General features: G+C 68.3%; 11 protein-coding genes. All 11 read right to left on the bottom strand.

Features of this window, described 5'->3' with window-relative positions; all coding sequences use genetic code 11:
* Positions 1-73 precede the first annotated feature (73 nt).
* A complete protein-coding gene (locus D9598_RS10780; RefSeq protein WP_198366491.1) occupies positions 74-718 on the bottom strand; it encodes a hypothetical protein in 645 nt (214 codons plus the stop codon).
* Positions 711-2582: a tetratricopeptide repeat protein gene (locus D9598_RS10775; protein ID WP_198366490.1), complete on the bottom strand. Its 1872-nt coding sequence runs from the start codon at positions 2580-2582 to the stop codon at positions 711-713. Before D9598_RS10775 ends, D9598_RS10780 begins: the two co-directional genes overlap by 8 nt.
* Positions 2583-2632: 50 nt before the next feature.
* On the bottom strand, positions 2633-3613 hold the full coding sequence (locus D9598_RS10770) for a hypothetical protein (RefSeq protein ID WP_198366489.1): 981 nt from the start codon (positions 3611-3613) through the stop codon (positions 2633-2635).
* 146 nt (positions 3614-3759) lie between these two features.
* A complete protein-coding gene (locus tag D9598_RS10765) occupies positions 3760-4833 on the bottom strand; it encodes a polysaccharide pyruvyl transferase family protein (protein ID WP_255528716.1) in 1074 nt (357 codons plus the stop codon).
* Between the two features lie 30 nt (positions 4834-4863).
* Positions 4864-5745 carry a hypothetical protein gene (locus D9598_RS10760; protein WP_198366486.1) on the bottom strand — a complete coding sequence of 294 codons (882 nt, stop codon included), beginning with the start codon at positions 5743-5745 and terminating at the stop codon, positions 4864-4866.
* Between the two features lie 40 nt (positions 5746-5785).
* The gene (locus D9598_RS10755) at positions 5786-8023 is read right to left on the bottom strand and encodes a glycosyltransferase (RefSeq protein WP_198366485.1); all 2238 of its coding nucleotides are present in this window, start codon (positions 8021-8023) and stop codon (positions 5786-5788) included.
* A 4-nt stretch (positions 8024-8027) separates the two neighbouring features.
* Positions 8028-9116, bottom strand: coding sequence for a hypothetical protein (locus tag D9598_RS10750; protein WP_198366484.1), 1089 nt, complete (start codon positions 9114-9116; stop codon positions 8028-8030).
* A gap of 238 nt (positions 9117-9354) precedes the next feature.
* Complete coding sequence (locus tag D9598_RS10745; RefSeq protein ID WP_198366483.1) at positions 9355-10659, bottom strand: UDP-glucose/GDP-mannose dehydrogenase family protein; 1305 nt, start codon at positions 10657-10659, stop codon at positions 9355-9357.
* 283 nt (positions 10660-10942) lie between these two features.
* Positions 10943-13219, bottom strand: coding sequence for a glycosyltransferase (locus D9598_RS10740; protein ID WP_198366482.1), 2277 nt, complete (start codon positions 13217-13219; stop codon positions 10943-10945).
* A complete protein-coding gene (locus D9598_RS10735; RefSeq protein ID WP_198366481.1) occupies positions 13216-14187 on the bottom strand; it encodes a hypothetical protein in 972 nt (323 codons plus the stop codon). The genes D9598_RS10740 and D9598_RS10735 overlap by 4 nt, the downstream gene beginning before the upstream one ends.
* Positions 14184-15194 carry a hypothetical protein gene (locus tag D9598_RS10730; RefSeq protein ID WP_198366480.1) on the bottom strand — a complete coding sequence of 337 codons (1011 nt, stop codon included), beginning with the start codon at positions 15192-15194 and terminating at the stop codon, positions 14184-14186. The genes D9598_RS10735 and D9598_RS10730 overlap by 4 nt, the downstream gene beginning before the upstream one ends.
* Positions 15195-15234: the final 40 nt, after the last annotated feature.

Raw genomic sequence — 15234 nt, 5'->3', positions numbered from 1 at the left:
CTGGCGACGGGCCCCGGAAGGCGGCCTGGACCGGGACGGGCCGGGCCGGGAGTGGCCTGGACCGGGCGGAACGTTACCCGGCGAGAAGCGGCAGGGACTCGTAGGCGCGGGCGATCCACCACGGGCTGTTGCCGAGTTCGATGCCGGTGCCGCGGATGCGCGCGGTGATCACCGCCGTCTCCCCCCGCGGCAGGTCCAGCGGGCGGGCGAACTTGAAGAGGAAGGCGGTGGCGGCCAGCGCCTTGTCCATCCGCTCCAGATCAGAGCGGCGCCGGTTCGCCACGACGAAGCCCTGCGACTGGCCATTGAGCAGGATCTCGACCTCCAGCGGCTGATCGGGGCAGTTCAGATTGGCGGCCCAGCCCCGCACCAGCGCCTCGTTGCAGCGATCCAGGGCGCCGGCCACGCGGCTGCGAACCGGCGCCGTCCCCAGCACACGGCGCCCCCCCTCGCCTTCGAGCGCCAGGGTCAGGGAGCCCCCCTCTTCCACCGCCGCGGCCTCCTCCACCGGGATGCGGAACGGCGCAGGCGCCTCCCCCCCGGGCGTGACGGGCGCGGCCAGGCGGCCGACCACCGTCTCCCCGGCCAGCAGCACCAGCGACCGGGCGCCGGGCAGGGCCGGGGCGGCGATCTCGCCGCTCACCTGGAAACGGTCGGCCGAGCCGAACCGGACCGCCAGCGCCGCGCCGGCATCCTTCGTCCCCACCTCCTCACGCATGCGCCAGCTCCTTCCGGCGGCCGATCTCCTCGGCCGCCCGCCGCAGCGGCGCAGGATTGGGCACGGTGGCCTCGGCCTTCCGCAGCGCCGCTTCCGCGCCGGCGAGGTCGTCCTGCCGCAGAAGCAGGTCGATCAGCTGGCGATTGGCCCAGCCATCGGCCGGGGCGGCTGCCACCGCCTGCTCCGCCCACTGGATCGCCAGGGGGACATCCTCGCGCCGCAGGGCGATGTCGGCGAGCCGCCGCAGCGCCGTGGCATGCCCGGGTGCGAGCCTCAGCACCGCCCGGGCGCAGGCCTCGGCCGCGTCCAGGTCGCCGGCCTGGAAGTGCAACTGGCCCAGCAGGGACATCGACCAGGCGTCGGCCGGGTCGGCGGCCACCGCGTCCCGCGCCCGCTCCAGCGCCGCCGCCGCATCGCCCCGCCGCGTCGCGATCTCGCTCAGCCGGCGCCACGCCGCGGCATGGCCGGGGGTCAGGTCCAGCGCCTCGCGCGCCAGGGCTTCCGCCAGCGCGAGATCGCCCATCGCCAGGCGCACCGTGCTGACCTGCAACCGCGCGCCTGGCTCATTGGGGTGGCCGGCCACGCCGCGCAGCGCCCAGTCCAGCGCCTCGGCATGCTCCTTGCGCCGCAGGGCGATGTCGGAGAGCCGTCGCAGCGCCGCCAGATTCTCGGGCTCCAGCTCCAGCATCCGCCGGGCGGCGTCCTCGGCCGCGTCGAGGTCCCCGGCGCTCATGTGCAGCGAGCCCAGCTGATGATGCGACCAGAGATCGCGCCCGTCCGCCTCCAGGGCGCGGCCCGCCCAGTCGAAGGCCGTGTCCATCTGCCCCAGCCGGGCGGAGATCTGCGCCAGGCGGCGAAGCGAGGGCGTGTGCCCCGGTTCCAGATCCAGGGTCTGGCGCGCCGCCACCATGGCGGGCTCCAGCGCAGCGACCGCCAGATGCACGGTCCCGAGCTGATACCGCGCGCCGGGATCGGAGGGCATGGCCGCCGCGGCGCGTTGCGCCCAGTCCAGCGCCGCCGCGTGGTCACCGCGCCGCAGGGCGATGTCGGAAAGCCGCCGGAAAGCCCCGGCCTGTCCCGGGACGATCTCCAGGATGCGGCGTGCCACCGCCTCGGCGGCGTCGTAGTCCCGTGCCTGGAAGTGCAGCGCGCCCAGGTGATGCAAGGGGCCGGCCTCGAGCGGATGCCGCTCCACCGCCTCGCGCGCCAGGGCCAGCGCCCGGTCCCGCTCGCCCCGCCGGTTGGCGAGATCGCTGAGGCGGCGCAGGGCGGGCAGCGAATCGGGGCGCAGTTCGAGGCAGCGCCGCGCCAGCGCCTCGGCCTCGGCCACCTCGCCCAGCGCCAGATGCACCGTGCCAAGCTGGTGCAGCACGCCAGGCTCCTCCGGATGCAACGCCGCCGCCGCGCGCGCCTGCGCCATCGCCTCCGGCAGCGCGCCGCGCCGCAGGGCGATGTCAATCCGCCGGCGCAGCGCCGCCGGATGCCCGGGCACGATCTCCAGCATCCGCTGCGCCGCCGTCTCCGCCGCCTCCAGATCGCCGGCCTGGAAGGCCACCGTGCCGCACTGATGATGCGACCAGGGATCGCGCGCGTTCAGCGCCACGGCGCGCGCCGCCCAGTCCCGCGCCGCCGCCCAGTCGCGGCGCGCGGCGGCGCATTGCGACAGGCGGCGCATACAGGCGGCATCCTCCGGCGCCTGATCCAGCGCGGCGCGCAGCAGCACCTCGGCCTGGTCGGGCCGCCCGGCCGCCATCTCCGCCGCCGCCCGCTGCTGCAAGTCGGCGAAGGAAGGCGGCGTGGGCGGCGCGGCGTCCTGCCGGCGCAGGCCGCCGCCTGAACGGGATTGGGACTTGCGCTTGCGCATGGCGTCAGGGTTCCGGTGCTTCAGTGAAGGGCAGGAGTGGTCGGAGACGATCATGGACGTGCCCCCAACGGGGCGATGGCGAGACGGCCGGCCTCGGTCAGGCCGCCGCAGCGCCAGATGCTGCGGGCGGATCGCCCGCTCCATTCGAAATAGTAGGATGCGGCCAGTTCACCGTGATCCGCCGCTTCCCGCAAAGCCGCGCGCGTTTCGCGCACCAGCCGGGCGCGGGCGTTATCATCGGAAGGGCAAGCTTGGGATGAATTGCTGATCCCCCATTCCGTGATCCAGCAGGCCTGCCTCGCATTCGGAATTCCGCACTCCGCAAGCGCCGCCTGCAGATGACGGCGTCGATCTTCCGGTGTGGCTGAAACGGCAGGGTAATAATGGATGGCGGCCGCATCGATATGGCGGGAAAGCCCACGCTGCTCCAGCAGTCGATAGGTAAGCCCTGCATCCAGGGCATCCGCACCCGTCTTCCTGGCGAAATCGGGCCTGATCCGCGCCAGGCCCGCGGAGAGGATCGTGGCGCTCCTGTTCACGGAGGAGGCGTCCCGGGCCGCGTGCACAAAGCGGACAACCGCGACGTAGTTGTCGAGACCTCGCTCGAATGCTGCAGCGTTGGGGAGATCCCTTAAGCTGTCGTAGACTTGCCCCTCGCCATGCATGCCGGAGCGAAGGTCTCCATTGAAACTCCAGTTGATCTCATTCCCGACCTGAAGCGCCTGCACATGAATGCCGCGTCGTTCAAGTTCCTGCCAGAAGGGCCCGAAGGCCTTCTCGAACAACGCCACGTCCAGTGTGGAAAGAGGATAGGAACGATCGACCTTTCCTTGATGGCGACGGCGCGTATCAGTCGCGAAGTAGGAGCGGATATTCAGCGAAATGTCGAGCACCACATCCAAGCGAGACAGCTGCGCCAGCCGCATGGCATCGATGACCGCACTAAAAGGCTCATGCAAGGTCATCCGTACCGACGCCACGCCCGCGGATGACAGTTGCTCGAGGAGCTGGGCCTGCTCCTCGGACTTCATCCAGGCCACTCCGGTGACATTGACACCTGTGACAGGCCGACCCTGGGCGAGAAGCGACGCCGAGAGCATCACGCACAGGCAAAGCGCAAGGGTGGCGGTCCGCACCATAGCTCGCACCGTCGTCACCGCGGCGGCCAAAGCTGCCCTCAATTCAACGTATGGGGAAGGCCGGCATCCTCGACATACGCCTTCAGACGCCGATACCTCTCCGGATAGGCCTTCAGGAATGGCCCGTAGTCCGCCACCTCGATGAAATCCTCCAGCCGATTCCACTCGAGGGCCTTATGCAACTCGACATGCGGAAGCTTCAGGAAGTCGCAGAGCTCGCGCGTCCGCTCATCGTGGACGAGCCAGAGAGCGGGGATGCCAGCCTGCAGAGCCATCATGTTCCCGTGGAAGCGACTTCCCATGCTGAAGCTGTACCTCTTCATATGCGCAAGCCAGGGATCGAGTTCGTTGAAGACGTGAAAGTGCTCCCGGCAATAGGCACGATACTGATCGGCCGTCATGCCCAGGAACATCAGCAGGCTCTGCATGCCGCTCGTCAGCTCGAAATCGAGGCCTTCGCGGGCATGCGCCTCGAAGCGCTCCAGCTGGCCAATCATGTCGTAGCCCTGCGAAACCGCGAACTGGATCAGGCGCTTCTCGACACGAGATGATGTGTAGTTGAACGAGATGGTCCCTGTCGCATCGACGGCATCCGTGATGGGGAAGGGAAACTCTCCTTCCCGGCTCAGGAAGCAACTCTGGCATCCGATGACTTCCGGATTATTGATTCCGAGACGCCGCAAGGCATCCGCGGTGAACTCGCCACGCACCGCGATACGACGCGAGCGCTCGCTGACGACCTTCAGCAAACGCAGGGTGCCGGGAGGCGCGGAGTACTGTGCATCCTGCATTGCAGCCGCCTGCGCTCCCAGCCCGAAGACGACCACGGGGCGCGTGGTTCGCTCGATGTTTCGGCGCATGATCTCGTGATGCGGCTCGAGGGCGCTTTCCTTCGCTCCCAATCGCACGGCATTGGCCATAATGATCACGATGTGCGAATGGCTTTCCACCCGCTCGAGTTCGTCATCGGTCCATTCGCGAGATGTCGGGAATTCCGTGTAGCGTTGCAGCAACCTGCGTCCCGCCACGGCGTGCAGTACATTTCCGACGTTATCGGTCCCCAAGGATCGATATTTGGATGTAGTCCCGATCACTGCAGGAAAAGCGCCCATAGTACTGTCTCCTTGATGCTATCGATGCACTTAATCGCGCTCGATGCGGATCCATTCTCTGACAATATCCATGCAAGCCTGCATCCTGGTCAAACCCAACGGATTGTGTAGCGTCTTCTCGTCTATGTAGAGATCGACAATAAACTGTCTCTCCAGATGCGTGCCGGATTTTCCCTTCGCGGAGAACTTTGCTTCCGCCATCAAGGGGAGAAGTTGATCTTCGTAATGATCTTCATCCAGAAAATTCTGGAGATAGTACAGCCGCGGCAACTTGGCGCCCTGTCTCAGAGCCTCAACATACGAGAGCCTTGCTCCATACCGCTTCGCGGCTTCCTCGCGATTCAGCCCGTGAAAGGCGACCTGGAGCAGCCTGGCCACGCCGCCCCTTCTGAACTTGAGCACGTTGGTCTGTGGATTGTTGACGAAGACCGCGGAATTCTCGAACTGGGTGGAAAGCATCAAGGAGCCAAAGCCGCCTGCCGAGGTACCGTAGAAGAGAATGTTGCTGTCTGCGATATCGAGCTGATCCCTGGCCCGGCGCACGACCTCGGCGATCTTGGGCATGATGTAGTTCTCATGCGTTCCCAGCAACCAACCCAATGTGACATCGTCTGCCAGAAAGAGCGTGGGATCATTGATGATCAGCATGTTCTCCGGAAAGGCAGGAGCCCAGTTCATGCGCTGGAAGCGCGGCAACTGAACCTGATCCCGGGCCACCATTCCCTGCCCGAAGACCATCAGGGGCGAACCAACCTGGGTGAATTTGCCGAAGAGATAGATCGGCAGCCCCTCCCCCTTGATGTGGTAGATGAATGTCCCCGGCCGCAACTTGAAATCGCTCACCTTGTCGAACTCAATCGTTCGCAAGGGGGACGACTCCGTACGAGCCTCGATCGTCTCAATGCTGGTCATGCGCCTTCCCTGATCTGATCAGCCGATTGGATCATCGATCCTACTGATACTTCCGCATGATGTTCCGAAGATGGACCACGCCACGCTGAACTTCCGGCAGGTGATCGGCCTGCCCCTCCAACGTGCTGAGCGCGAAGTGGGAGACGGAGCGATAGGCCTGCATGAGCAACTGCTTCTCGAACTCCAGCACCTTCTTCTCCTCTTCGAGCTTCTCGACCTGCCGGCGCAACGCGCCGGCCTCCCGGCTCAGGTTGCGCCGCGCGGAATCGGCGGAGGAGGCCTTCCAGAACAGTCCCTGCGACAACAGGACGAAGGGTTTCACCTCAGCCGGGGCGGACTCGAGATAGGCATTCGCCGCCCGCATCATCGCGCCGGCCCGGTCGCGCTTGCGCCATCCGGTGCCCCAGCTTGCCAGCGTCGTGCGGTACCAGAGCAGGGCTTCCGGCACCACGTCGACCTTCAGCCCCTTGGCCCAGGCCTTGGCGAAGAAGCGCCAGTCCTCCGCGTGGTTGAAGCAGCCATCGACAATGAAGCCGCCGATCTCCAGGAAACGGTCGCGCCGCGCGAAGCAGTTGAGATCGCCATAGCTGTTGTAGATCAGGCCGAGCGGCCCGAAATCGCCCATGACGATGTAGCGCTTGACCGCGTCCTCGTCCTTCTCCGGCGGAGCGTCCGTGACGAAGTGGTCATTGAAGCAGGTCAGGATATCGGCGCCGCCATTCTCGGCCGCCGTGCAGAACACCTCGACCTCGTTCGGCTTGGGCACGTTGTCGTCGTCCATGAACAGGACGTACTCGCCGCGCGCGGCATAGGCGCCGGCGTTGCGGGCCGCGGGCTCATAGACGTTCTCCCCCATGCGGAGGACACGCAGGTCGTCGCGTCCCTGTGCCTCCAACGCGTCGAGATAGGCCACGGCCTCCTCGGACCGGCTGCCATTGTCGACGACGAGGATCTCGAGATTGTCGTAGCTCTGCCGCTCCAGCGCCTCCAGCGCCTGGGCCAGACCGCCCGGCCGCTCGAAGTGCAGGATATTGACCGTGACGAGAGGGCGCCGTGCCTGGCGCCGCGGCCTGGCGCGCTCCAGGGCCACTTCGGCCTCCAGCTCGCGATGCAGCCGGAGAATGGCCTCCAGATTGGCCGGGAAATCCACATTGGAACGGGCGGGACCGAAGTCCTCCGCCGCCATGGTCCGCAGGATATGCTCGGCCATGCCGGCCGGCGTCGGTGGATAGAGGACCGCGTCGCGGCTTTCCGGAGCGATCAGCTCGGCGACACCGCCGACATCCGTCGAGATGAAGGGGATGCTGTGATAGATGCACTCCATCACCGTATAGGGCGAATTGTCATGCAGCGCGGCGAGAACCGCGATGCGCCCCTCGCCATGCAGGTAATCCACGGCCTGGAAGGTATCCAGCCCCGAGACGACCTGGACCTCGCGCTTCCACCGGGCCGTGCGGGCATCAAGCACGTCCTGCGGATATTCCTTCCCAAGCTTGCCTAGGAAGGTGATCTTCACATCCTCCGGCAGCAGCCTGTTGATACGGTCGATGGCGTCGCAGAAAATCAGCAGGCCCTTGCGCGGCTCGATGCGGCCGAAGAACACCAGCTCCTTCACAGGCCCCCTGTGCGCGCTCGGCACGTCCGGCGGCGCCCCCTGCATGCGGCTGGGCATGAGATTGGGCAGCATGATCTGCCGGGAGGGAAGCTTGAAGCCATTCTCCCGCAGCCAGCGCAGCATGTAGTGGCTGGGGCTGATGACCATGTCGGACAGCTCGATCAGGCGCCGCTCCATGCGGTCCCGCACCATGTACGAGATGTCATCCACCGGGGCGGAGTTGGTCAGGCGCGACCACAGCGTGGGCGAATGGGTGGTGACGGCGATGCGGGTGTTGTGCAGACAGAGTCCCTGCGACTTCGCCAGGGCCGTGTAGTAGCCCAGGCCGATATAGTCCACGAAGTGGATCAGGTCGAAATCGGTGTCGCGGAGCTGCTCATAGACGCGGTAGCTGCGCGCGAGATTGTCCTCGTCATAGACGGTGGTCGAGCGGTGCAGGGGTGGGTTCGAGGCCGGGCGGAAGCCGATCAGCTCGACATTCGAGCGCCGGTACATCCGCTGCCAGTATTCGAGATCGTGCATCTCGAAGTAGGTCGAGGTGTAGAAGAGCGTGACCTCGTGACCGGCCGCCGCCAGCCCCTGGGCCAGCGCCGTGCAGGCGGTTCCGACGCCACCGTTCTTGATCGGCCCGACGATGTCCGGCGAGGCAACGCAGATCTTCATTCTCTCACACCGCCCCTTGCTCGTGGGCCACTTCGGGACAGGGTCCGGCCAGGTTGCGTGTCATGCACACCGCCTGGCTGACCCTCCAGGGACTATGGGCCAGCTCGATATCCGTGTTGTGGACACGGACGGAGACCAGCGCATCAGCGCTCACCGGCAGATGGATCGGATTGGCGTAGCGGAAGCGGAAGCCCCCGTAGTCCGGGGAGAGGCCGAGCACTTCGAGATCCGGCCGCGGCTCCAGTGCCGGAACCGTCGCCTGGAAGACATCGTTGATGAAGACATCGACCAGTGCCGGGCGGCTCGGAAGAGCGGGGTTGCAGACGAAGCCGCTGACCATGCTCTCGTTGCAACGCTCCACGCCGCCGGCGAAGCGCGTCTTGAGAGTGGCCGACGCCAAGAGAGAACGCAGTCCACCCACTTCCAGCGCGAGATCAGCCTGCATGCCGTCACAGGCGAAGGCGCCGTCATCGATGTGAAGCAGAAACTCCAGTGACGGCATGAGGTGATCGGCGGTGACATCAGGAAGGGCGGCCCGTCCTGCTATCCTCCCGTCGATCAGGGCCACAAGCCTGGCTTCATTCCGGCCCTCGGGGCCGCACCAGCGCAGGTCCGGAAACCGTAGCGTTCCGACGATATGCATGAGATCGGCGCGAACAATCCTTCCGACAACCACGCTGGGATCCAGTCCGGCCGGATCATGAATTAACCGAACGCCGGACGTGAAGGTGAGACGCGCTTGTAGCATCTCCTGGATCCGGCGAGGGGAAATCGCGCTTCCTCCACCGATCAGTTCCACTCTCAGTTCGTTCTGCTCCTGCCTCAGACGCACGTGCATGTCCGCGGCCGTGACCGAGGGAGGGGCCGGAATATGGATCTCGCTGCCCCACTTGCCGCCGATGCGGTCGTTCAGCACCATGCGCTCGCGCTCCGGCAGCACCTTGATGTGCAGCAGGATGTCGTCGCCGTGCAGGAGGTCGATACGGGCCTGCCGGCGCGCCGCATCGGGGGTGATGACGAAATCCCAGCGCCCGGCGGGAAGGAAGTCGTCGGCGGCCAGGTCGGCGGTCTCGCCTGTCGAGTGGAGCATCATGTCCAGCCTGGTCTTCCCCTGATGGCAGACAGGTCCGCCGTAGAGCATCCGCCGGAGCGGCGAGCCGGAAAGGCCTAGGCGGTCTCACCTTCGAGTAACTAATACCGGCGCCCATACCACCACAGCAAGATATCTTTTGTGCAACGCGCAACTTATGGTTCGCATGATCCCTGGGCTGCACGCATGAAAAAGGGCGCCGCATGGCGCCCTTTTCCGTCTCCTGGACGATACAGGAACGTCAGGGCCGGCCGATCGAGGAATAGTTGAACCCAGCCTCGCGCATGGCGGCCGGTTCCCAGACATTCCGAAGATCGCAGATGACATCTCCCGCCATGGCCTTCCTGAGCTTCTCGGGGGAGAGAGCCCGGAACTCGTTCCACTCGGTGATGACGACCAGCGCATCCGCCCCCTGCACGGCGTCCATCGCAGTTTCGGTGAACTGGAGCGCGGCCGGCAGCATCTCCCGCGCATGCGCGGGCTGCGGGTCATAGACCTTCACGGTCGCCCCGGCATCGAGCAGCGCCGGAAGAATCACCAGCGAGGGCGCGTCGCGCATGTCGTCGGTCTCGGGCTTGAAGGTGACGCCCAGCACGCCGATCGTCTTGCCCTTCACCGAGCCGCCGCAGGCCGCGATGACCCGCTGCGCCATCTGCTCCTTGCGCGCATCGTTGGCGGCGATGGTCTGCTCCACGATCGTGACCGGCGCGCCAAGCTCCTGCGCGGTCCGCGCCAGGGCCAGGGTGTCCTTCGGGAAGCAGGAACCACCGTAGCCGGGGCCGGCATGCAGGAACTTGCGGCCGATCCGGCCATCGAGCCCCATGCCGCGCGCTACGTCATGCACATTGGCGCCGGCCTTCTCGCAAAGATCGGCCATCTGGTTGATGAAGGTGATCTTCACGGCGAGGAAGGCATTGGCCGCGTACTTGATCAACTCGGCCGTCTCGATCGAGGTGGCGACGACCGGCGTCTCGATCAGGTACAACGGGCGGTAGAGTCGCTTCAGCACCGCCAGCGCCCGCTCGGAATCGACACCGACCACGACGCGATCGGGCCGCATGAAGTCACCGATGGCATTGCCTTCACGCAGGAACTCAGGGTTCGACGCCACTTCGATCTCGAGATCGGGGCGCGCCGCGCGCACGATCTCCTTCACCCGGCGCCCGGTCCCGACCGGCACGGTGGACTTCGTCACCAGCACCAGCGGCCCCTCGGCCGCCAGCGCCACCTGCTCGGCGGCGGAGAAGACGTAGGTCAGATCGGCATGGCCGTCGCCGCGCCGCGTCGGGGTACCGACGGCGAGGAAGACGGCATCGGCGCCGTGCATGGCTTCCTTGAGATCGGTGGTGAAGCTCAGCCGGCCGTCGCGGGCATTCTCCTCCACCAGGCGATCGAGCCCGGGCTCGTAGATCGGGATCCGGCCCTGCCGCAGGGCCTCGATCTTGCGGGCCTCCGTGTCCACAATGCAGACATCGACGCCGAATTCGGCGAAACAGGCGCCAGAGACGAGACCGACATAGCCGGCCCCAATCATCGCTATCTTCATTGTGTCCTCAGCTCGCCTTTCAGAAGTGCCACCGGCGCCATAGGCCGCCCGTCATTGGTGAAACGCAACCACAAAAGCCCCGGTGGACATCAACAACCACGTCATGACATTGCCTCCATGACCGTCCTCCTTGCCTGGAGGATCGCGGGCTGTGGCAGCAGCGGTCTGGAACCGGTGCGGCATTTCTCGCGGAGGCCATTCGACCATCACGCGCATCTTCTTCCTTCTTTACTACAACACCATCGAAGCGGGAAGAACAGTTATCCGCGATGACGCGCCAGCATCACGAGGATGTCCCGCCCGCATCGGAATCGCGGCACTTGTCGCCGATAAGGCGGACGTGTCGCAAAATCCTCTCGCGCGCCTCCGCGTCGCCGGCGCCATCCCGCAGCAGGGCAGGCAGGATGCCGGAGAGCGCCGTATAATTTTTTCGAAGATTTTCGTTTTCCAGGCTTAGCCTTTCCTCTTTTGCGCGCAGCGTCGCGTTCTCCTGGCGCAGCCGCTCCAGCTCCGCCCCCCGCCGCCGCGTCTCGGCGGCTTCGCTCAGCGCCTTCCAGAACAAGCCCTGGGCGAGATGCAGGAAGGGACGTAGGCTCGCCGGCGCCACGGCGAGATAGGCCTCGGCGGCCCGCATCAACGCGCCGGGCCGGTCGCGCCGACGCCATCCCTCCTGCCCCGGCGGCGGCGCGCGGTACCAGAACAGCGCCTCCGGCACGACCTGGATGCGCAGGCCCTGCGCCCAGGCATGCGCGAAGAACCGCCAGTCCTCCGCATGGTTGAATCGCCGGTCCTGCACGAAGCCGCCGATCGCCAGGAAACGGTCGCGCCGGACGAAGCAGTTGAGATCGCCATAGGCGTTGAAGATCAGCCCCACGGGCCCCGCATCGCCGAGCGCCAGGAAGCGCTTCGCAGCGCCACTGTCCTCCTCCGGTGGCGCCGCTCCCTGGAAGTGATCGGCGAAGCAGGTCAGCACGTCGGCGCCGCCGGCCTGGGCGGCGCGGCAGAACAGCTCGACCTCCCGCGGCTTCGGCAGGTTGTCGTCATCCATGAACAGCAGGTACTCGCCCCGCGCCGCCCGGGCGCCGATATTGCGGGCCTCCGGCTCATAGAGGTTCTCCGGCAGGCGCAGCACCCGCGCGCGCCCCTCGGCTTCCAGGGCCACGAGGCAGGCCAGCGCGACCGGGTCGCGGCTGCCATTGTCCACCACCAGCAGTTCGAGCCGCGGGTGGCTTTGCCGCGCCAGGGCCACCAGCGCCTGTTCCAGCTCGGCCGGGCGCTCATGGTGAAGGATCACGACGCTGACCAGGGGCTGGCGCGGCGGCGGCGGTGGCAGGCGCGCCGCCTCCGCCGCCAGTTCCGCCGCCAGCTCCTCATGCAGCGCCAGCATCCGCTGCTCGGCCTGCTCCAGCCCCGGGCGCGGCAGGGCCGGGACGAAGGCGCCGGGGGCCGCCCCGAGGACGGTGACGAGGCGCTCGGCCAGCGCCGCAGGCACCGGATCGAACAGCACCTCGGCCTGGCTCTGCGGCGCCAGGAGTTCGGCGACGCCCCCGACGTCGGAGGCGATGAAGGGAATGCGGTGGTGCAGGCATTCCAGCACCGTGTAGGGCGAATTGTCGGACAGCGCGGCCAGCACCGCGAGCCGCCCCGGCTGCCGCAGATGATCCAGCGCCGCGAAGGTGTCGAGCCCGTCCAAGATCTGGAAGGGCAGGCCCCAGCGCGCCGCCCGCCGCTCCAGCACGGCACGGGGATAGTCCGGCCCCAGCTTGCCGAGCAGCGTGACGCTCGCGCCGGCGGGCAGCCGGCCCCGCAGGCGGTCCAGGGCGTCGAAGAAGACTAGCAGCCCCTTGCGGGGCTCGAGCCGGCCGAAGAAGACGATCTCGCGCAGCGGCGCGGCGCCCGCTTCCACCGGCTCCGCCAGGATGCCCGGCTCCGGCGCGCCCAGGCGGCGCGGCATCAGGTTGGGCAGGACGCGCTGGCGCTCGGGCAGGGCGAAGCCCTGGTCGCGCAGCCAGCGCAGCATGTACGCGCTCGGGCTTATCACCATGTCGCAGAGCGCGATCAGCCCGCGCTCCATGCGGTCGCGCAGCAGGGGGGAGATATCGTCCAGCACGCTGTTGTTGGACAGGCGCGACCACAGCGTCGGCGAATGCGCCGTCACCACCAGCCGGGTACGCGGCAGGCAGAGGCCCTGGGCCCGCGCCAGGGCGGTGAAGTAGCCGAGCCCGATGTAGTCCACGAAATGAATGACGTCGTAGTCGCTGTGCTTCAGCGCCTCGTAGACGTGATAGGCGCGGGCCAGGTTGTCCTCGTCCTGCACGGTCGGCGCGCGGTGCAGCGGCGGGCGCGGCGCGGGATCGAGATAGAGCAGCCGGATGCCCATCCGCGCGTAATCCGCGCGCCATCGCTCGCGGTCGCCCTGCTCGAAGTAGGTCGAGGTGTAGAACAGCGTCACGGCATGGCCCGCCGCCGCCAGCGCCTGCGCCAGGGCGGTGCAGGCGGTGCCGACGCCGCCGTTGCGCACCGGCCCGATGATGTCGGGCGTGGCGATGCAGATCCTCATTCCGCCGGCTCTCCGCCCAGCGCCGCCGCCGTGACCGGAACCGGGCGGGACAGCCACCAGGGGGAATGACGGAGCGCGAAGCGGGTGTCCTGGATGCGGGCCTCGAGGCGAAGCGGCACGCCCTCGCGCGGGAAGACGCGGCGCGGCAGGCGGAACAGGAAGCCGCTCCGGCCGAAGCCCGGGCCCAGCCGCGCCAGGTCGGGCCGCGGCCGGTCGGCGCGGGCCGCGCCCTGGAAGCGGCCGTCGAGATAGACATCGACCACCACGGGCTCCTCGGGCAGGGCGGGGTTGAGCGCCCATCCGTACAGGCCGGCCTCATCCGCCATCTCGATGGCGCCGCAGTAGCGTGAGGCGACGCGAGCCCGCGCCAGGCAGCGCGGCGGCTCCTCCCCCTCCAGCAACAGCTCGAGACGCATGCCCTCCAGCACCAGGCTGCCCGCGGCGTAGCGCAGCGTCGCGGCGCCCTCGGCGGGCGCGTCGCCGGCGGGCAGGGCGGCGCAGGGCAGACCGTCGGCGCGCAACGAGAGCGAGCGGCCCGGCGGCAGGTCCTGCAGCCGGCAGCGGAGATGATGGCGGTCGGCGAAGTCGATCCGCGCCGCCGGCGCGCCGGGCGATTCGGCCGGAAGCCGTTCCTGCACCCCGGGCGGCAGCCGCCAGCCGGAGCCGTCGCCGAGGCGAAGCGGGCGCGGAAAGCGGGCCGGCGCGGCCTCGCCGAGGCGGATGTCGAGCGTCTCCCCCTCCCCCTCCAGCACCACCGTGAGAGCCGCCGCCGCCGCGTCCGGCGGCAGGGGCAGACGGAACTCCGGGCCCCATCCCCCCGCCGCGTCCGGCGTGTTGACGACCAGCCAGCCGGCGGAGGGGCGCGGCTTCAGGTGCAGCAGGATGGCCTCCCCCGCCATCAGGTCGATGCCGCGCTCGCCGAGGACGGCCGGCGGCAGGATGCGCAGCTCCTGGCGGTGGCGCGTCACCCTTCCTCCCGCAGCGGCTCGAGGGGCGAGGCGCTGGCCCGGCCCAGCCGCCAGGGCGAGTTCCGCAGCTCGATCCCCGTCCCCGCGACGCGGACCGTCACGGCGCGGTCCTCGCCCGGAGGGATGTCCAGCGGCTCCGGGAAGTGGAAGAGGAAACCCCGCCGTGCGAGATCGGGGTCGGCGGCGGCGAGATCGGGGCGGGGCCGGTCGGCGCGGGCCTGGCCGAGCGGGCGGCCGTCCACCAGCACCTCCAGCCACAGGGGCGGCCCGCCCGGGGCATCGAGCGGCGCCGCCCAGCCCCGCGCGCCGCGCCGGCCGCAATGCTCCAATGCGCCGCGCAGCCGGCGGGCGAAGCGCGCCTCGCCCAGCGCCACCTCGTCCCCCTCCGTGCCGCGGCAGAGGAAGCGCAACGCTGCGCCGCCGGCCAGCCCCTCCGGCGCCGGGACGGCGAAGCGGCGGGGCCCAGGTCCGGGGGGAAGGGCCAGCCGCGCCACCTCTTCCTCCGCCACCCGCAGATGCAGGGTGGCGGACGCCTCGCCGAACCCGCCCACCCGGCCCCGGATGCCGCCCGGCGCATGACAGGCGTCGAGGCGCAGCCAGGGGCCGCCCGTCACCCGCGGCGGGCGGAGCCGGCTGAAGCCCGCCGTGCCGCGCAACCGCCGCGCCTCGCAAAGATCACCGCGCAGCGGGCCGTGCCGCAGCCGGCAGCCGGCCGCCTCGACCTCCACGGTGGCGCCGATCGTCAGCGCCACCTCCAGCCCGTTCAGCGCTCCGGCGGGCAGCGTCAGCCCGGTCTCGGTGCCCCAGCCTCCGTCGATCCGGTCATTGACAACGAGCCGCGCGGTCGCCGGACGGAGGCTCAGATGCAGGAGGATGTCGTCGCCGTCGAGATAGTCGAGGGTCTCCGGCCCCTCCCCCAGCACCGAGATGCGGAAGAGATGACGCTCGCCCGGCCGGAGAGGATCGGAAAGGGATTCCTGCATCTCCGCAACCATACGGCGAGCCATGACACCTTTCCACCCGCCTCCTTACCTTTCCGGGTAAATC

The organism is Roseomonas sp. KE0001, assembly GCF_016107285.1.
In the GTDB taxonomy this organism is placed as follows: Bacteria; Pseudomonadota; Alphaproteobacteria; order Acetobacterales; family Acetobacteraceae; genus Pseudoroseomonas.
The sequence above is the reverse complement of the archived record's forward strand: the minus strand, read 5'-3'. Positions and strand labels throughout refer to the sequence as shown.

Coding starts and splice junctions, on each gene's coding strand:
- D9598_RS10780 (WP_198366491.1), bottom strand. CDS start 718: ATGCGTGAGGAGGTGGGGACGAAGGATGCCGGCGCGGCGCTGGCGGTC.
- D9598_RS10775 (WP_198366490.1), bottom strand. CDS start 2,582: ATGCGCAAGCGCAAGTCCCAATCCCGTTCAGGCGGCGGCCTGCGCCGG.
- D9598_RS10770 (WP_198366489.1), bottom strand. CDS start 3,613: ATGAAGTCCGAGGAGCAGGCCCAGCTCCTCGAGCAACTGTCATCCGCG.
- D9598_RS10765 (WP_255528716.1), bottom strand. CDS start 4,833: ATGGGCGCTTTTCCTGCAGTGATCGGGACTACATCCAAATATCGATCC.
- D9598_RS10760 (WP_198366486.1), bottom strand. CDS start 5,745: ATGACCAGCATTGAGACGATCGAGGCTCGTACGGAGTCGTCCCCCTTG.
- D9598_RS10755 (WP_198366485.1), bottom strand. CDS start 8,023: ATGAAGATCTGCGTTGCCTCGCCGGACATCGTCGGGCCGATCAAGAAC.
- D9598_RS10750 (WP_198366484.1), bottom strand. CDS start 9,116: ATGATGCTCCACTCGACAGGCGAGACCGCCGACCTGGCCGCCGACGAC.
- D9598_RS10745 (WP_198366483.1), bottom strand. CDS start 10,659: ATGAAGATAGCGATGATTGGGGCCGGCTATGTCGGTCTCGTCTCTGGC.
- D9598_RS10740 (WP_198366482.1), bottom strand. CDS start 13,219: ATGAGGATCTGCATCGCCACGCCCGACATCATCGGGCCGGTGCGCAAC.
- D9598_RS10730 (WP_198366480.1), bottom strand. CDS start 15,194: ATGGCTCGCCGTATGGTTGCGGAGATGCAGGAATCCCTTTCCGATCCT.